General features: G+C 39.9%; 17 protein-coding genes. 12 read left to right on the top strand and 5 right to left on the bottom strand.

All coding sequences use genetic code 11. The annotated features are described in order from the left end of the window. Positions 1 to 71: 71 nt before the first annotated feature. Both F0226_RS09170 and F0226_RS09175 read left to right on the top strand, forming a co-directional pair. A complete protein-coding gene (locus F0226_RS09170; RefSeq protein ID WP_171735362.1) occupies positions 72 to 494 on the top strand; it encodes a YeeE/YedE thiosulfate transporter family protein in 423 nt (140 codons plus the stop codon). Next, a complete protein-coding gene (locus F0226_RS09175; RefSeq protein ID WP_171735363.1) occupies positions 494 to 922 on the top strand; it encodes a YeeE/YedE family protein in 429 nt (142 codons plus the stop codon). Before F0226_RS09170 ends, F0226_RS09175 begins: the two co-directional genes overlap by 1 nt. Before the next feature lie 12 nt (positions 923 to 934). On the opposite strand, the gene F0226_RS09180 is transcribed toward F0226_RS09175, so the two are convergent. Beyond that, positions 935 to 1,822: an endonuclease/exonuclease/phosphatase family protein gene (locus tag F0226_RS09180; protein WP_171735364.1), complete on the bottom strand. Its 888-nt coding sequence runs from the start codon at positions 1,820 to 1,822 to the stop codon at positions 935 to 937. A gap of 302 nt (positions 1,823 to 2,124) precedes the next feature. Here F0226_RS09180 and nrdD point away from each other — a divergent pair, with 302 nt between their 5' ends. Together nrdD and nrdG are read left to right on the top strand one after the other, a co-directional pair. Then, positions 2,125 to 4,245, top strand: a complete 2,121-nt coding sequence (nrdD, locus tag F0226_RS09185; RefSeq protein WP_171735365.1) for an anaerobic ribonucleoside-triphosphate reductase — start codon at positions 2,125 to 2,127, stop codon at positions 4,243 to 4,245. A 17-nt stretch (positions 4,246 to 4,262) separates the two neighbouring features. Beyond that, positions 4,263 to 4,733 (top strand): anaerobic ribonucleoside-triphosphate reductase-activating protein, encoded by a 471-nt coding sequence (gene nrdG / locus F0226_RS09190; protein WP_171735366.1) that lies wholly within the window; start codon positions 4,263 to 4,265, stop codon positions 4,731 to 4,733. Between the two features lie 162 nt (positions 4,734 to 4,895). On the opposite strand, the gene F0226_RS09195 is transcribed toward nrdG, so the two are convergent. Next, positions 4,896 to 6,281 (bottom strand): MATE family efflux transporter, encoded by a 1,386-nt coding sequence (locus tag F0226_RS09195; RefSeq protein WP_171735367.1) that lies wholly within the window; start codon positions 6,279 to 6,281, stop codon positions 4,896 to 4,898. Positions 6,282 to 6,376: 95 nt separating this feature from the next. On the opposite strand from F0226_RS09195, the gene F0226_RS09200 reads away from it, so the two are divergent. The 4 genes from F0226_RS09200 (at position 6,377) to F0226_RS09215 (ending at position 11,106) form a co-directional block, all read left to right on the top strand. Beyond that, entirely contained in the window at positions 6,377 to 7,219 is an 843-nt protein-coding gene (locus tag F0226_RS09200; RefSeq protein ID WP_171735368.1) for an AraC family transcriptional regulator, read from the top strand. Positions 7,220 to 7,407: 188 nt separating this feature from the next. Continuing rightward, a complete protein-coding gene (locus F0226_RS09205; RefSeq protein WP_171735369.1) occupies positions 7,408 to 8,592 on the top strand; it encodes an amino acid aminotransferase in 1,185 nt (394 codons plus the stop codon). A gap of 11 nt (positions 8,593 to 8,603) precedes the next feature. Next, positions 8,604 to 9,284 (top strand): ATP-dependent zinc protease, encoded by a 681-nt coding sequence (locus tag F0226_RS09210; RefSeq protein ID WP_171735370.1) that lies wholly within the window; start codon positions 8,604 to 8,606, stop codon positions 9,282 to 9,284. Between the two features lie 217 nt (positions 9,285 to 9,501). Further along, a complete protein-coding gene (locus F0226_RS09215) occupies positions 9,502 to 11,106 on the top strand; it encodes an ABC-F family ATPase (RefSeq protein WP_171735371.1) in 1,605 nt (534 codons plus the stop codon). A gap of 192 nt (positions 11,107 to 11,298) precedes the next feature. On the opposite strand, the gene F0226_RS09220 is transcribed toward F0226_RS09215, so the two are convergent. From F0226_RS09220 to F0226_RS09230, 3 genes are all read right to left on the bottom strand, one after another. Then, a complete protein-coding gene (locus F0226_RS09220) occupies positions 11,299 to 13,185 on the bottom strand; it encodes a methyl-accepting chemotaxis protein (protein WP_171735372.1) in 1,887 nt (628 codons plus the stop codon). Between the two features lie 144 nt (positions 13,186 to 13,329). Next, positions 13,330 to 13,866, bottom strand: a complete 537-nt coding sequence (locus F0226_RS09225; RefSeq protein ID WP_171735373.1) for a hypothetical protein — start codon at positions 13,864 to 13,866, stop codon at positions 13,330 to 13,332. A gap of 117 nt (positions 13,867 to 13,983) precedes the next feature. Next, positions 13,984 to 14,361: a NirD/YgiW/YdeI family stress tolerance protein gene (locus tag F0226_RS09230; RefSeq protein WP_171735374.1), complete on the bottom strand. Its 378-nt coding sequence runs from the start codon at positions 14,359 to 14,361 to the stop codon at positions 13,984 to 13,986. 174 nt (positions 14,362 to 14,535) lie between these two features. On the opposite strand from F0226_RS09230, the gene F0226_RS09235 reads away from it, so the two are divergent. From F0226_RS09235 to modC, 4 genes are read left to right on the top strand one after another with little or no spacing between them, the layout of a single operon-like run. Continuing rightward, positions 14,536 to 16,008, top strand: a complete 1,473-nt coding sequence (locus F0226_RS09235) for a cobyric acid synthase (protein WP_171735375.1) — start codon at positions 14,536 to 14,538, stop codon at positions 16,006 to 16,008. Between the two features lie 3 nt (positions 16,009 to 16,011). Next, positions 16,012 to 16,785, top strand: coding sequence for a molybdate ABC transporter substrate-binding protein (gene modA / locus F0226_RS09240; RefSeq protein ID WP_171735376.1), 774 nt, complete (start codon positions 16,012 to 16,014; stop codon positions 16,783 to 16,785). Continuing rightward, a complete protein-coding gene (gene modB, locus F0226_RS09245; RefSeq protein ID WP_171735377.1) occupies positions 16,782 to 17,480 on the top strand; it encodes a molybdate ABC transporter permease subunit in 699 nt (232 codons plus the stop codon). Before modA ends, modB begins: the two co-directional genes overlap by 4 nt. Continuing rightward, positions 17,477 to 18,583, top strand: a complete 1,107-nt coding sequence (modC, locus tag F0226_RS09250) for a molybdenum ABC transporter ATP-binding protein ModC (protein WP_171735378.1) — start codon at positions 17,477 to 17,479, stop codon at positions 18,581 to 18,583. Before modB ends, modC begins: the two co-directional genes overlap by 4 nt. Positions 18,584 to 18,786: the final 203 nt, after the last annotated feature.

An 18,786-nucleotide genomic window follows, 5' to 3' on the forward strand; every position in this document is an offset into this window, starting at 1 on the left:
TGATGTGTATAAGAGACAGAATTTATAGTTTATTGATCAGTAATTACGTTAGAAGTGAAGCAGAGGTAAATATGAGTTATTCCATTCCGTGGCATGCATTAGCTGGAGGTATGTTGCTTGGTGTTTCAGCGAGTATTTTATTGTTGTTTATAGGGCGCGTTGCCGGAATTAGCGGGATCGTCAGCGGTTTGTTGAAGCCAGTAAAAGGCGAGTCTAGTTGGCGGATTACTTTTATAGTGGGAATGATTGCCAGCGTATTTATCTTGCTACCGTTTGGTGTTGAGCTGCCAGTCGTTGAAAGCAGTAATCTTGTTTTAGTGGCTATCGCAGGGCTTCTTGTCGGGTTTGGAACCAAAATTTCTAATGGATGTACGAGTGGACACGGGATTGTTGGGTTAGCGAGATTTTCTAAACGTTCAATCGTTGCAACATTAACATTTATGGCTTTTGCTGCTTTGACTGTACTCGTCACCAAAGTTACAGGAGTCATGTAATGAATGAATCAATGTATAAATCTGTTATTGGTTTAGTGTCTGGAGTTCTATTTGGTAGCGGTATGGTGATATCTGGAATGGTTGACCCTATTAACGTTCTCGGTTTCCTTGATATAACAGGAGAGTGGAACCCAAGCCTTGCATTTGTAATGGGAGGTGCACTGGCAGTATTTACACCTGTTTACCATCTAGTCATCAAGAAACGAAAACAGGCGTTTAATGGAGACGAACTCAAACTACCAACCAATCAAGTGATAGATAAGAAGCTAGTTGGCGGAGCTGCACTGTTTGGGATTGGCTGGGGGTTAGCGGGTTTTTGCCCCGGTCCAGCGGTAACCAGTTTAGGTGGCGGGGCGACAAGCGTTATTGTATTTATTATTACAATGCTCATTGGCATGAAAGCCGCTGTGGCTTTGCAAAGTAAATAATCAAAATCGAGATTAACGGCTTGGAGTGACTAATTGCACAACACTACTCACAGGGCAATGGTCACTAAGTTTAAAATCAAGTACATCTTGAGTCTTAAAAAGATTCTGCTCTGCAGGTTGAAAGCTCAGTGAATCACTCACCACAATATGATCTATAACAGAACGAAACTGGTGAGTTTTACCTTTATGTCTATTGGAGCGAATTTTACACTTAGCCTGAGTGTTTTTTGTCGCTAGGGTTGCTGATGTGTTATCGGTTAAAATATCCCACATCCAATCATTGGAGTAACCAAGGTTATGGTTGAAGTCACCAAGAATGATATAAGCATCATTACTTTCCTCTCTAGCTCTAATCCATTGATTTAATCTTTTACCTTGAGCTTTTAAACGCTGGCAATTCTTATTCCCTCTATAGGCTCCGCTGCAGCCTGCTTTCAAATGAATTGATAAGAGATGCACCTCGTTTCCATCAATCTCCACAGATATATAACTCGCGAATCTGAGCTTACTGTTCTTTTCAAGTGGGAAGTCAGCGTAGTTAGTGAAAGAGGTTCCTTTTCGTACAGCAAAGCCTGTGTATTGATTTATATGGCTGAATTGATGTTGTTTATTAACAGGATCAGCACGTTCTGATAAGAATAAATCGTACTCATTACCTGATATCCGACTCAGAGCTTCAATACTGTCTACTTCTTGAAAAGCGACTACATCTGAATTTAACTTGTTGAAGTACTCACTAAGCTTGCTTTTATCTTCTTGGGTGCGTTGAGGGATGCTTAATTGGTTAGAGGTTTTGGTTGTTAACCACTCTATATTCCACGTTGAAACGGTTAATGGAGTAGCAGATGATGAGATGCTAAAAAAGCAAAGAAGTGCAAGCCATTTATTTCGTTGTGTCATGCGAATTGTCCATAATAGAGTCTGCAATTGATAGTTAGCCTTTATCCTACAACACCTACAGAAAATTCAACTCTTTTAAGTTTTTTTTCATCAGTTACATTGTTTCTTTTCAACTGAGAAGTCGAGCGACAAGATCGAATTGTTATTAGTCAGCTTACGATTATTCTTGATCTAGATCAATGCTCTATCTCGGTGGTTCTCGTTAAATACGCCACAACATCTAGTGTTAGTTCAATAATAAATAGCTCTATATAGTGTATCTGTGGATAACCCTGTGAATGCACTCTGAGTAAGGAGACGTGGTGAAATCAATCGTAATCAAACGTGATGGCTCAAGAGCGCCGTTTAGCAGAGATCGTATTCAAGCTGCAGTAGAAGCCGCTGCTGAAAAAGTCAGCCAAGATATCGCTATTTATGCGTTGAATGTGGCATTAGCTGTTGAATTAAAGCTCGAAGAGTACGATGAAGTTCATATTTCTGAAATTCAAACCATCGTCGAAAATGAACTCATGCAAGGTCCATATAAATCACTTGCTCGTTCATACATTGAATACCGACACGACCGCGACATTGCACGTGAAAAGCAAAGTGCTTTAACTCGTGAAATCGAAGGTTTGATCGAAGAAAGTAACGTTGATTTAATCAACGAAAATGCAAACAAAGATGGCAAGGTAATTCCTACTCAACGTGACTTACTTGCGGGTATTGTGGCTAAACATTATGCAAAAACACACATTTTGCCACGAGATATCGTTCAAGCTCACGAAAGTGGTGATATTCATTATCACGATCTAGATTACGCACCGTTTTTCCCAATGTTCAACTGCATGTTGATTGATTTAAAGGGCATGTTAACTCATGGCTTTAAAATGGGTAATGCGGAAATTGACACACCAAAATCAATTTCAACTGCAACAGCGGTAACCGCGCAAATCATTGCACAAGTTGCTAGCCATATTTATGGTGGCACAACAATTAACCGTATCGATGAAGTGCTCGAACCTTATGTAATGGCAAGCTATGAAAAGCACCTGTCATTAGCAAAAGAGTGGGACATTCATAGCCCTGAAGCATTTGCTATCGCTCGCACTGAAAAAGAATGTTATGACGCATTCCAGTCATTAGAATACGAAGTAAACACGCTGCACACTGCAAATGGACAAACGCCTTTTGTAACGTTTGGTTTTGGCTTAGGCGAAAGCTGGGGCTCAAAGTTAATTCAAGAGTCTATCTTGAAGAACCGCATTGCAGGTCTTGGTAAGAACCGTAAAACAGCGGTTTTCCCTAAACTAGTGTTTGCAATTAAAGATGGCTTAAACCATCAGAAGCAAGATCCTAACTACGATATCAAGCAACTGGCTCTAGAGTGCGCTTCTAAGCGTATGTACCCAGACATTCTAAACTACGACAAAGTAGTAGAAGTGACAGGGTCATTTAAAACACCTATGGGCTGCCGTAGCTTCTTGAATACATACGAAGAAAATGGCGAACTGATTCATGAAGGTCGTAACAACTTAGGTGTTGTTAGCCTTAACTTGCCACGTATTGCGATTAACGCAAAAGGTAATATTGATGACTTCTATACATTGCTTGATGAAAAACTGCACTTAGCACGTCGAGCACTAGAAACGCGTATTAGCCGTTTAGAAAACGTGAAAGCAAGAGTTGCCCCAATCCTATATATGGAAGGCGCATGTGGTGTCCGTTTGAAAGCGGATGATTCAATCGCGGATATTTTCAAAAACGGCCGCGCTTCGGTATCACTTGGCTATATCGGTATCCATGAAGCGATGACGGCTTTGTTTGGTACTGATTCACACTTATACGACGATGCAGAGCAACGCAATAAAGCGTTAGAAATTGTTGAGTACATGAAGAAAGTGGTTGATTCATGGACTAAAGAAACAGGCTATGCATTCAGCTTATATGGCACGCCAAGTGAAAACTTATGTAGCAGATTCTGCAGCATCGATACTAAAGAGTTTGGTATTATTGAAGGGGTAACTGACCGTGGTTACTACACAAACAGCTTCCACTTAGATGTTCAAAAGAAAGTAAATCCGTACGACAAAATTGATTTTGAAATGCCGTATCCTCAAATTTCTAGTGGTGGTTTCATTTGCTACGGTGAATTCCCGAATATGCAAAAGAACATTGAAGCACTAGAAAACGTTTGGGATTACAGCTATACCCGCGTTCCTTACTACGGCACAAATACGCCAATTGATGAATGTTATGAGTGTGGTTATAACGGTGAGTTTGACTGTACCAGCAAAGGCTTCACTTGCCCTAAATGTGGTAATCATGACTCGACTAAAGTGTCAGTAACACGTCGTGTTTGTGGGTATTTAGGTAGCCCAGATGCGAGACCATTTAACTTCGGTAAGCAAGAAGAAGTTAAACGTCGCGTAAAGCACTTATAAACGGTTTGTAGATAGATATGAATTACCAGCAATATCATCCGATTGATGTGGTAAATGGACCAGGAACACGCTGTACATTGTTTGTTTCTGGTTGCGTTCATCAATGTCGCGGTTGTTACAACCAATCGACTCAGAGGCTTGATTCCGGTCACTTGTTTACACAAGATCTTCAAGATCACATTATTTCTGATTTGAATGACACGAGAATTAAACGAAGAGGGCTTTCGCTTTCTGGTGGTGATCCATTACATCCAGCAAATGTGAGTGAAGTGCTTGCATTAGTTAAACGTGTAAAAGAAGAGTGCCCCGGCAAAGATATCTGGCTGTGGTCTGGATACATGCTTGATGAACTTACGGTAGAGCAACGTGAATTGGTTAACTTAGTCGATACCCTTATTGATGGTAAATTCATACAAGAAGAAGCCGACCCAAGCTTAGAGTGGCGTGGCAGTGCGAATCAAATCATCCATCGATTTACTGATTTATAAGTCGATAAAAAAGGGCTTTATCGTTGGCAAATGCCGCAGATGAAGCCCTTGGGTGTGAGTTCTTTAACTTTCTGTCTACCTAAAGCTTGTTTTAGTTACTGTTAGATTCAATGTTGCATCGATATCTACAATTAGACTCTAAGTTTTCCAATAACCTATGCATTAACACCTAAGTGGGGTAGGTTCTTCAATAAGGTTATTAATCCACTTCTTAGAATTAATTCTCTGTGTGGTTAAACCGATTTTTACCACTTCCTCTATGATGACAATCAGTAATACCCATTCTAACGACCAACCATAGACAATCGCAGTTATGTACGCGAGTGGTATCCCAATTGCCCACTGACCAAACAAGTCGATGAAAATACTGTAATTTATATCACCGCCACTTTTCATCACTCCACCAATACCCACCATATTAAATACTCGGAAGATCATTCCGAAGATCATAACTAAACATACATTTACAGCAGTGTCTTTAAACTCTAAGTAAGTAAGGTCTATCGCATGAACAATCAGAGGTTTCGCTAAGAAACACAGGACTGCGAGTAAAATAGCGAGTGAGCAGCTGACCAAGACATATCCCCAAGCCGTGTTCTCGACTCTACTGTAGTTTTTAGCACCAATTTCATTACCAAGTATGATTGACGCTGCAACCGCAAACCCCATGAAAGCAGAGATTAATACACTTTCAACCGGTGACAAGAGGGAGATAATCGCCAATTCTCCAACCCCCATTTGCCCCACAATCACGTTATAAACGATTAACCCTCCAGCCCAAGCTGTATCGTGCACCATCATAGGAATAGCGACAGAGAGGTACTTCTTTCTATAGACAGGCATCATCGCTTCATTAAAGCTTTGGCGAGTCGGGAAAATATTTTTATGGTGTTTCATCGCAAGATAAAATAGAGCAATAGTCTGAATGAGTCTTGAAATTGTTGTACCTATAGCAGCACCAACAACCCCTAACTCTGGGAAACCAAACATACCAAAAATGAGCAGAGCATTTAAAACTGCATTTATAACAATAGCCAGAATGCTAATTTGAGTCGGTAATTTGGCATTTCCAACAGAACGAAGAGCACATTCAAGAGGGACGACCAACGCTGTACCTAAAATGCTGGCTCCTGTTATCCATAGGTAATCCTTTGCCATGAATATGTAATCAGGATCTGAGGCCACCACAGACACGACTGATTCAGGAGCCAACAAGTACAACGCAATGAAAGGAGTCACAGCCAGTAAAGAGAAAGCCCAAGACTGAACTAATGTCCTGCGAATACCATTAAAATCACCAGCCCCAAAATATTGCGAAGCTAGTATGCTAACCGCACCACTTATCCCTACCACCATGATTAAGTTGAAGAAAAAGATACGATTTCCCACACCAACAGCGGCAGTTGCGGCATCACCAAGCTGGTTAACCATGAAAATATCGATAACGCCAAGCAATGAAAACAGCATAGATTGCAATGAAACAGGTACACCTATCTTGATGATTTTTTGCCAGAATTCTTTGTCTAAATGATTATATGTATTGAGCATCGCAAATCTCCTTCTCCTAATAGGGAAAAAGTGTATAGAGATTTTTAGAATGTGTATTTTCTTAACTAATCATAAACTTTTGCCAAACTATCAAAATGAATGACAAGCAAGAAAAGTATGTAATATCTGAAAGTACCCACCAAGAATTTGTAGATCAAAGTCATGTCCTTGCATTTCAAGAACTAGGCATTGTTCAATGTGGAACAGCAACGTGTCGTGACTTTTTTTCGGTTTATCGTAAGAATCAACAAAAGCACATGCTGCTGTTTACCGTAAGAGGAAAAGGTTGGCTAGAAAGTGGGGCTTGTAGATACATACTTGAACCTGGCTCTTGCATAAGTGTGCCTGCTTTTATAGAGAATGGATTCGGGATAGAGGAAGAAACATGGCAAATCGCGTGGATCTTTCTATCAGCAGATAAAAAATGGAATGACGTTATTGGGTGTGAAGTGAATTATTCATTAACGCCGGCAGCAGAGGTGGTCGCATCATGCGTTCATACTTTGTTGAGGAGTATCTCTCTTCCAATTGACCTTGGAGGAAAAGTTGCAATTCACAGCGTTGCTCAAATTGAAGCCATAATTAATGCACCAATACCTCAAGAACAATCAAGAAACTCAATTCGATTAAGACGCGTATTTGATAATGTCCAAAAGCAATTGCATAAAGAATGGAATGTAAAAGAGCTTGCCGGTTTATTTCCTTGCTCGGAACCTCATTTCCACAGGTTATGCCAGCAATATCATTCTCATAGCCCAATGGAACATATAATGAGAATGAGAATGGAATATGGCGCAAGGTTGTTGAGGTCGAGTGATTGGTCCATTCAGCACATTGGAGAAATTGTTGGTTATCCGAATGCTGCGAACTTCAGCACAAGATTTAAAGCTTGGTCAGGTATGACTCCAAGGCAATTTAAGAAGAATGCTCCAACTTGATAGTTTGATAAACAGTAAAGGTTAGAGCGGTAAAAAATAGATCTCTCCAAAAGTGCTCATGAGTCATTTAGTCGTTAAATTAACCTAAATGAAACATACTAAACGCTTCTAATAAAAAACGTTTTTGATTTTGCTACGATAATGTTAACTTGAAACTATTACTTGAATTTCAAAGGGCTGTGACTTTCATGTTCGCACAACTTCCAAAACCAACTTTAGATCCAATTCTTTCCCTTTCTGTTGCTTACCGAGCTGATACTCGCGCTGATAAAGTCGACCTCGGCATTGGTGTTTACCGTAATAATCAAGGTGAAACACCAATCATGAAAGCCGTTTCTATGGCGCAAGACATTGTTGTTGAGACTCAAAAAACCAAAGCTTATGTAGGTCTTGCTGGCTGTGAAGAGTTTAACCAAAGCATGGTTGACCTTCTTCTTAAAGGAACGTCAGCAATGGATCGAGTTGCTGCTATCCAAACACCTGGCGCTAGTGGCGCTTTACGCATGCTAGGAGACTTATTAAAAGTTGCCCAACCTGATACCACTATTTGGATATCTAATCCGAGCTACGTGAATCATAAACCAGTCATGGAAGCTGCTGGCTTAAAAGTAAAACATTATTCTTACTTTAGCCCTCAGACTAAACAAGTCGATACTGCTCGTATGCTTGATGACTTAGCAAAAGCAGGTCCTAAAGATGTGGTCTTATTGCATGGTTGCTGCCATAACCCAACAGGTGCAGATATTGACTTTGCAGCTTGGCAAGAAATTACGTCACTCTCTCAAAAGAATGGTTTCTTACCTTTTGTTGATATTGCATATCAAGGTTTCGGCGATGGCCTAGAAGAAGACGCTAAAGGTCTTCAATTTATGGCTAATAACGTTGAAGAGATGATGATCACGACTTCATGTTCTAAAAACTTTGGTCTGTACAGAGAAAGAACAGGAGCCGCAATCGTTATTGGTAAAAACAGTGAGCATGTAGGGAACGCAAAAGGGAAGTTACTCACTCTGGCACGCTCAACTTACACTATGCCGCCAGATCACGGCGCTGCACTTGTCAAAACTATTCTTCAAAATCAAGAGCTAACAACGATTTGGAAGACAGAGTTAAGTGAAATGCAGCAGCGTTTGTTAAATTTAAGACAAACATTGTGTCTGGAATTGCGAAATATTCATAACACGTCACACTTTGATTTCATTGAAAGTCATAAAGGTATGTTTACTGTACTAGGCTTTAATGAATCGCAAATGCAACAGCTTCGTGAAGAGTATGGCATTTATGGTGTTGGTGATGGTCGAATCAACATAGCTGGTCTTTCAGAATCGCATATTCCTTATGTTGCTAGCGCGATTGCAAATGTATCTAAATAAATGGTGAATAAATGTACAACTGGAAAGTAATCATTACTCTTATGTTAAGTGGTGGTCTTGTTGCTTGTTCTACAACTAATCAAGTACCAGCAGAGCCAGAGCAAAAACCACAAATCGAACAACCTGTTGAGAAAGAAGTGACAGAGACTGAATCAACAGTTAAAGAAGAAACGGATAAGACGGAAGATAAAATATCGGAAGCAAAACCAGTTGAAGAACCAAAAAAAGAAGTAAAGCCACCAGTTGAGAAAGTAAAGAAGACAGCTGATGGAAAGCTAATTCTAGGTGAAGAAGAGTGGGTATTTGTTCCAGGGTTGAAAGAGACGCTGAAAGCAAGAATTGATACAGGTGCAACCACATCTTCTATCAGCGCTGTTGATATCGTGCCATTTGAAAGAGACGGCAAAGATTGGGTTAAGTTTAAAATCGAACACGACGGTATTAAAACTGCTGAAATTAGCTTACCAGTTGAGCGTTGGGTTAAAATCAAACAATCAAGTGCTAATAAGTCACAAGAGCGTGCAGTTGTTTCCACATGGATTCAAATTGGCGATCTAAAAGAGAAAACTGAATTTACTCTAGCCGATCGAACTCATCTGACTTTTCCATTACTAATGGGACGCAGTTTCTTTAGAGATGTTGCAGTTGTCGATGTAGGTCAAAAATACGTTCAGGATAAAATCACAAAATAATTCTTAGCGTTTACTCCATTTAATTAAAGCCCATTAGAAGTTATTTCGATGGGCTTTTTATTTATTAAAGACAAGCTCCGTATTTAGCCTCGACAATGTGATCCTGATCTCTGTATAATTCGCGCCTCAATTTCCTCTTTAATTCTTACTATCCTTGTTTTATTTTGCGTTGAACGCTGGATACTATTAGGCAAGTACTCTCCTAGGACATAATTTTTTGATCTCTACTGCGAACATCACAATGCAATTTGGCGCTGAACCTTTGTTTGAAAACATTTCAGCTAAGTTTGGTAACGGTAACCGCTACGGCTTAATCGGTGCTAACGGTTGCGGAAAATCGACTTTTATGAAGATCCTAAGTGGTGTTCTTACTCCTAGTTCAGGTAATGTTTCTATTACTCCTGGAGAGAAACTAGGCGTATTGAGCCAAGACCAATTTGCCTTTGAAAAATACAACGTAATTGATGTTGTGATCATGGGAGATAAGAAGCTTTGGGAAGTAAAACAAGAACGTGAACGTATTTATTCTTTGCCTGAAATGAGCGAAGAAGATGGAATGAAAGTAGCGGAACTTGAAAGTGAATTCGCAGAAATGGACGGCTATACCGCAGAAAGCCGTGCTGGCGATATTCTTATCCAAGCTGGTATTGAGGAAGAACTTCATTTCGGTTTAATGCAGCAAGTTGCACCAGGCTGGAAGTTAAGAGTACTCCTAGCTCAAGCATTGTTTGCTAACCCTGATATTTTGTTACTTGATGAACCAACAAACAACTTGGACATTCACACAATCAACTGGTTGGCAGAAGAGCTAAACCAGCGTAAATGTACAATGATCATCATTTCGCACGATAGACACTTCTTGAACTCTGTATGTACTCACATGGCAGATATTGACTATGGTGAACTAAGAGTTTACCCAGGTAACTATGAGTACTTCTTAGAAGCATCTGGTTTGATTCGAGATCAACTCCTAGCAAGCAATGCTAAGAAAGCTGCCGAGATCAGCGAGCTTCAAGATTTCGTAAATCGTTTTGGTGCTAATGCATCAAAAGCAAAACAAGCCAGCTCTCGTGCTAAGAAAATGGATAAAATCTCGTTGGATGAGGTGAAATCTTCAAGCCGTATGAGCCCATCAATTGATTTTGGTGAAGGTAAAAAACTTCACCGCCAAGCTCTAGAGCTAACAGAGCTTAGTCATGGTTTTGATGGCGAGACTCTTTTTGAAGGCGGTAACTTACTACTAGAGGCGGGGACACGTCTTGCAGTAATCGGTGAGAATGGTGTAGGTAAAACCACCTTCCTACGTTGCTTAGTTCAAGAATTAGAGCAAAATCAAGGTACGGTAAAATGGTCTGAAAATGCATCTGTTGGCTATTGCCCACAAGATAGCACTGCAGATTTCGATAACGATTTAAGCATTTTTGATTGGATTTCTCAGTGGCGTACAGTTAAGCACGATGACTTAATGGTCCGCGGAATTCTAGGGCGCTTGCTATTCACTGCTGATGACGCAAATAAGAAAGCTAGAAACTGTTCGGGTGGTGAAAAGAACCGTCTGCTATTTGGAAAATTGATGATGCAAGATATCAATGTTCTAGTAATGGATGAGCCAACAAACCACATGGATATGGAAGCAATTGAAGCGCTTAATGAAGCACTAAAAGTCTATACTGGCACATTGATTTTCGTCAGCCATGACCGTAAGTTCGTTTCATCTCTAGCAACTCAAATCATTGATGTTAAAGACAAGAAGCTGATTAATTTCCAAGGTACTTACGACGAGTACTTAGCACATCAAGTAAAAGTATTAGCGACTTCATAGTTTAGTTAGCTGTCTGGTTATCTAGACAAGATCTGAGTTATATAAAGACAAGAAAGCCCCAACGCAAATGCGTGGGGCTTTTATTTTATCTAATCAATTAGTGACCATTTATAGAGCCTAGCTGTACATACAGTGTTGCTTACTCAACTATATGTTTTCATCGGCTGACTGTTACAAACCGACACCATCTCATTAGTATTTGAACAACTGAACTTGTGTATTTAGTTGCTGAGCAATACCACGAAGCTCTTCTGATAGATGACGTGAATTATCCGCTTCATGTGACATGTTGTCAGACACATCATTCACCAATTGGATATTCTTACTCACTTCACCCGTCACGGTGCGTTGTTCACTCGCGGCATTAGATATGTGAGACGCCATATCCGAAATCTGTTGAATAGAAGTTGCAATCTCTTCTAGTGCTGTCGTGGCGTTATTTGCGTCATCAACACTTGATTGAGCCAAGTCTTGGCTGCGCTGCATTGATTCAACCGCATTAAGACTATTCTTCTGGAGCGTTTCGATCATGACTCGAATTTCATCGGTTGAACTGTGCGTACGCTGTGAAAGAACACGAACTTCATCAGCCACAACCGCAAATCCACGACCTTGTTCACCGGCACGTGCCGCTTCGATTGCCGCATTAAGCGCGAGTAGGTTAGTTTGCTCTGCAATATCCGAAATAGTAGAAAGAATGGTATTGATATCAAGTGCATTCTTTTCCAGTTCTTGAATAATGCCTGAAGCATTCTCAACTTGTTCTGCAAGGTTGGTGATTGAATCTTGGTTTCGAATAATAACTTGCTTACCTTGCTCACAGTTCTCAGTAGAGCTAATTGCAGAATCCGCTGTCATTTGAGCATTATTTGCCACTTCTTCAGCAGTAGCCGACATCTCGTGTACCGCAGTAGCAATTTGAGAAATCTCGTGCAGCTGTACAGATAGACCTTCACTCGTTTGACGAGCAACATTGGTACTTACTTCAGACTGCTGGTTTAGCTTTGAAGAGGAATCTGCAATATCACGAACGATCTCTTGCAACTTCGCAATAAACGCATTTACGTGAGTCGCTAAAGTGCCAATCTCATCTTTACTGTTCACTGTGATTCGTTGTGTTAAATCACCATCACCTTTAGAAAGCGCTTCCATAGCTGAACTTAACGTTGTAAGTGGAGATAGAGCCTGTTTAATAACGAACATCGCGACAAATGCGATAACCGCTAATTGCATCAAGCCAAAGATAGCAGACTGACGCAGTAGAGAACGATAAGAAGCAAAAGACTTTGTTTTATCGATAACAACCGTTAAATACCAATCGGTATGAGGGACTTTCTGAACGGATAAGAATGCTTCAGAATTGCTAATGACAGTTTCTTCAAATGAACTGCTCAAAGACATTGATTTGATTTTATTCGCATTCAGGTTATTAGAGATGTTCGAAACAGATTTTAGAGTCAGGTTTCGATTCTTATGGGCAACAATGTTGCCATTTCCATCAACTAAGAAAGCATAAACACCCGGTTGTTCAATACTTACAATGTCGTCAACCAACTGATTTAAGTTTAAATCGGCTCCAATTACACCTGAAAATCCATTCGTATTAAAAGGTGATGAAATAGTAACAACAAGGTCATTAGTCGCTACATCGACATAAGGTTCAGTAACAACGGTTTTACCTTGAGCCATGGTTTCTTTATACCAAGATCGAGTTCTTGGGTCGTAACCTACAGGAACAGGAAGGTCTACACCTTGTAAGAATCTACCATCAGATAAACCGGCATAAGCGATTTGAAATTGACCTGCATTGGTACTTTGAGTGAAATAGCTCGTAGGATCATCAGAGTATTTGAATGCATCTTTAGCGGCATTAACAACGTTAATACGACCTTCAATCCATTTTTCAATACCCGAAACATTAGAAGAAGTGAGTGTATCAGCGTATTGCTGAACAGAGCGGTATGTCTCGTTAAGTAGTTGTTTACCCGTAATATAGGTTTGAATCATTGTCATCGTAAAAATAATGACAACAAAGATTAGCGTCAGTTTATTTTTAATCGATATGCTGTTAAGACTCATGTTTAATGGTACTCCATATTAATCAGCAAGGTTATTTTTGCGAGATTACCAGTACGCTATACGCTGGTAAAGCTATTTATGCAACCTTGCTAATAATATGAGTATCATATGCAACAGAGAGAGGCTTACAACTATGAGTATGGATTAAAATCCAAATTTAGCTGACATTAAAATTTGGTGACCGTAGGTACCATTGTTACGAAAATCTAAACCAAGAGAGAGTTGATCTGTCGAATGGAATCGACCACCAAAACCAACAATTGAGTTTGTGCCATCGTTGTCTATCAATTGACCTAGACGAGCATTAACTTCTACGTTTGCCATCAACCATGCTCTAACGCCTAAGTTGATTTCTGTTTTAAAAGCATCGTCTTTACTGCTATCTGAATCATATTTGATATTATGAAGTAGCATTTGACCATACATATCAGCAAATTGACCGGCAGGACCATTAAAACCAATGCCACCAGCAAGATCCCAATCGCCATCAAACCCACTATCAAAACGACCTATAAAATGCGTATTTTCAGTAAAGTAAGTGGTAAATTCACCGCCAAATGTACTTGGGCTAGCTCCCATACGAACTTCAAAGGCATTGTAGTTAAAATTATTTGCTGAGACCGAAAATGAACTCAATACAGCTAATCCAATTAGCAACTGTTTGTTAGTTATGCCAAACATGGGAACTCCAAAAAATATAATTGTTTGCATTATAATACAAAAAGGTCTGCAAAATGCAGACCATATTTCAAAGAGTTTGAATAAATAGATGAATTAAATCAGTAATTCAGGCTCGTTCTAAAGAACTTGAATATGATCAACTTCAATCTCTGGTGTTTTTCCACCTTCGTACTCACCAAATATTCTTATGTTTGTATCTGCAGTTAACGGTTGAAGTAATTGAATGTCATCATCCAATTCAATTTGAATCTCACCGCTTCCGTCAGAAAACACAAAGGTGTCTTTATTAATTTGGCGAACTATTTTCCCGTCAACAACCGCATCCTTTTCAGTAAACATGCCTGTATCAGTAAGTAATGATTCAATTGAAATAGCTTCTACAGGTCCTGTATAGGTAACATTGTTTGAATCATTACGGTCATGCTCGACACCTGCAAATGCAAGAGTTGGCGCAAGGATGATAGTTGATGCGATAGCAATAATTGTCTTTTTCATAATAAATCCTATTGGGTCTGTTCGTTTAATGAAACGTTTTGTTTCGATGGAGCTATTAAACAACAGTCAGCTTGAATCTAGAGTGAGTAAGACATTCATTTTCCATTCATTTTATTGAGCAACTGCATGATATGGCGGTAAGATAGGGGTCAAGTTTGTAAGGAATTCAAATCAATGCTCACACCTCTCGACGCCCTTATGGTTCAAGGGACAACATCAGATGCCGGAAAAAGTGTTCTAGTGGCAGGCTTATGCCGCGTTTTAGCTAGGAAAGGGATAAAAGTCGCCCCTTTCAAACCACAAAACATGGCACTAAATAGTGCGGTAACTTCAGATGGCGGTGAGATAGGTCGAGCGCAAGCGGTTCAGGCGCAAGCATGTAATGTCGAACCAACGGTTCATATGAATCCTGTCTTATTAAAGCCAAATTCAGACACTGGCGCACAAGTTATTCTACAAGGCAAAGCCTTAAGTAATATGGAAGCAACGGGCTACCACGATTACAAAAAAGTCGCCATGAATACCGTAATGGACTCATTCAAGCGTTTAACGGATGGTTTTGAAAGCGTGATGATTGAAGGCGCTGGCAGCCCTGCTGAAATTAACCTTCGAGAAAATGACATCGCCAACATGGGATTTGCTGAAGAGGCGGATGTACCTGTAATCATAGTTGCGGATATCGATAGAGGCGGTGTTTTTGCACATTTGTATGGCACATTAGAGCTCTTATCTGAATCTGAACAAAATAGGGTGAAAGGCTTTGTTATCAACCGGTTTAGAGGTGATATCGCACTTCTTCAGTCAGGATTAGATTGGCTAGAAGATAAAACGGGTAAACCCGTAATTGGGGTACTTCCTTATCTGCATGGTTTTAATTTGGAAGCTGAAGATGCCATTACTTCTGAGCAAGTATCTGGAAGCCATATAAAATTAAATGTAGTAGTTCCCGTGTTAACACGTATCAGTAACCATACTGACTTTGATACTTTACGCCTTAACCCTGACATTAACCTTCGATATGTCGGTAAAGGGGAGTCCTTAAACAACGCCGATTTGATTATAATTCCTGGAACTAAGTCAGTGAGAGCTGATCTTGAATACCTTAAAAGCCAAGGTTGGGACAAAGACATTCAAAGACATGTCCGTTTAGGTGGCAAAGTGATCGGCATCTGCGGAGGGTATCAAATATTAGGGAACATAATTGACGATCCAGCTGGTGTAGAAGGACATCCTGGTCGTAGTTTAGGTTTAGGCTATTTAGATATTGATACGGTATTAACGCAGCAGAAAACATTAACAAAAAGTTCGGGTACTTTGACGTTAAATGGTAATACACAAACCGTCGACGGCTATGAAATTCATGTCGGTTTAACGAAGGTCAAAACTAAGTCTCCAATCATACTCAATTCAAATACTCCTGATGGAGCGATTAGTTCATGTAATCAGATTTTTGGTACGTATCTGCATGGTCTTTTTGATAACAGTGAAGCTATGAATCTAATCTGCGAATGGGCAGGCGCAAAAGATATTGCTGAAATAGACCATCAAGAATTAAAAGAGATAGGGATCAATCGAATTGCAGATGCGATCGAAAAATATATGGATTTATCCTTATTGTGGCCTGAACTAAACTTTGAAAGGAAATAGACGATGAAAATGCTCTACATCTTTCTGTTTAGCATGCTGATATCAACCACTGCATTTGCAGATGAAAAGCTGAGAATCTACGCAGCGTCATCAATGACAAATGCAACGAATGCATTAATAGAAGATTTTCAGAAGAAGCATTCGGTAGACATTATTCCAGTATATGCCAGTACTTCATCTTTAGTGCGTCAAATCGAAAGAGGGGCGCCAGCTAATATTTTCATTTCAGCAAATGAAAAGTGGATGGATTACTTAATCGATAAAGGCCCAGTAACAGGTGACAATGTCACTAGCTTGTGTGAGAACGAACTAGTACTTATTGCACCTAATAGTTCTTCACTTGATGCGCCAATAAACCTAGACCTGTCATTTGATATTCAATCTAAAGATGAGTGGGAGAAAAAACTGATTGGAGAACGCCTTGCTATTGGAAATGTTCAGTCAGTGCCAGCTGGCATCTATGCAAAAGAGGCATTAGAACATTTGAAAATATGGCACACCGTTGAAAGGCGACTTGCTCCGACGAATAATGTACGGATGGCACTCGCATTCGTTGAGCGCGGTGAAGCGGCAATGGGAATTGTATATAAAACGGATGCGATCTTATCTGACAAAGTGCAAATCATAGCTAGCTTCAATCATGATTACCACTCGACGATACGTTACCCTGTAGCAAAAATATCCAATTCAAAAATGACTAACAACTTTTACGCTTACCTAAAGACTGCTGAAGCAATCAGTATCTTAAATAGTTTTGGTTTTAAAACGATTAAATGATGTATTTATCTGAATATGAATCTCAGGCATTAGTATTAAGCTTGAAAGTCGCTGGTTTTTCGATTCTTTGGCTTATTCCAATTGGGATATCACTTGCTTGGTTAATGGCTAAAAAGCAATTCATTGGAAAAAGTTTGTTAGAAAGCCTAATTCATTTACCACTTGTTTTGCCTCCAGTAGTCATTGGTTACTTATTATTGATCGTAATGGGGAGGCAAGGTGTCGTCGGAGAGTGGCTCTATGATGTTTTCGGCATTGTCTTTAGTTTCAGTTGGAAAGGCGCTGTTCTCGCTTGTATTGTTGTTTCTTTGCCGTTGATGGTGCGTTCTATTCGACTTAGCATTGAAACCGTGGACAGTAAATTAGAAGAGGCAGCCGCAACACTGGGGGCTTCACCTTTAAAAGTTTTTTTTACCATTACACTCCCATTGATGCTTCCAGGCATAATCACAGGCACTATGTTGTCATTCGCTAGAAGCTTAGGGGAATTTGGTGCAACAATCAGTTTTGTTTCTAATATTCCAGGTGAAACGCAAACCATACCATTGGCAATGTATACATTTATTGAGACTCCAGGTTCAGAGATGGAAGCCGCTCGTTTGTGTGTCATTTCAATCGTCATTGCATTGAGCTCATTGATGTTTTCTGAATGGTTGGCTCGCAAGTCAGCCAACAGACTTGGGGGAGGATTATGAGTTTGATCACCTTAAATTATCAGCAAACCCTTGGGGAAACAGAATTTGATATTGATATCGAACTACCAAGTACTGGTATTACCGCAATATTTGGTCGCTCTGGTGCCGGGAAAACATCTCTAATTAATGTTATTAGTGGTTTAAAGAAACCAGATTCAGGTGTGATTGATATCGCCGGGCATCGAGTTTTTGACAGTAACAAATCGATTAACTTACCCATCCATAAGCGTAATGTAGGCTATGTTTTTCAAGAGTCTCGCCTGTTCCCACATATGAAGGTGGATGCGAATCTTAAATACGGAATAAAAACCGTAGATAATGATCACTTTGATCAAATCGTAACTTTGCTTGCACTCAAAGATATTCTTGGTCGATATCCAATTCGCCTTTCTGGTGGGGAAAAGCAACGTGTTGCAATTGGGCGTGCGCTTCTATCCAAACCAGATATATTATTGATGGATGAACCTTTAGCTTCGTTAGATCTACCTAGAAAAAGGGAAGTCATGCCGTTTCTAGAAAATCTCGCTGAAACCGTTAATATCCCGATACTGTATGTGACACACAGTTTGAATGAAATCCTTCGATTATCAAATCACCTTGTCATTATTGATCAAGGTAAAGTTGTGTCTTCTGGCGCGACGGAGAAAGTTTGGTCTTCTAGAGCGATGAGCCCATGGCAGTCATTCTCTGAACAAAGCTCCTTATTTGAGGGGACGATTATTGAGCATAATTCAGAGTATGGTTTATCCAAGCTTAAATTATCTGAATCAACGTCATTATGGGTTCAGCAGATTGAAAATAGACTCGGTACCTCAGTCAGGTTACAAGTAAGAGCAAATGATGTTTCTATAACGCTTGATAAGCCCTCTAACACCTCAATAAGAAATATTCTGCCAGCGGTAATACGTAAAGTAGAAACGCAGCAGAAGGGCGCTCATAAACAAAGTGTATCGGTTGAGTTAGAACTTGATGAAGGTTGTTACCTTTGGGCAACGATCACACTTTGGGCTTTGGATGAGCTTAATCTAACCATTGGGCAGAAGGTGTACGCTCAGGTTAAAGGTGTGAGTGTTACTCAAAGAGACATAGCAGTGACTCATTAACTAATTTGTATTGACTCATACACATTAGTTATATATTGACCTCAATGATGATTTGATTAATCAGACACCTACACTGTAGCGAAATAGCTTTAATCACATAGATAGTAAAAAAGCCGTTGAATCCAATATTCAACGGCTTTGTTTTATCAAAATTAATCGATAATTCTTAGAAAAAGTTGGAACGAAATAGAGGGGGAGAACCC

This window comes from Vibrio sp. 99-70-13A1, assembly GCF_013114625.1.
In the GTDB taxonomy this organism is placed as follows: Bacteria; Pseudomonadota; Gammaproteobacteria; order Enterobacterales; family Vibrionaceae; genus Vibrio.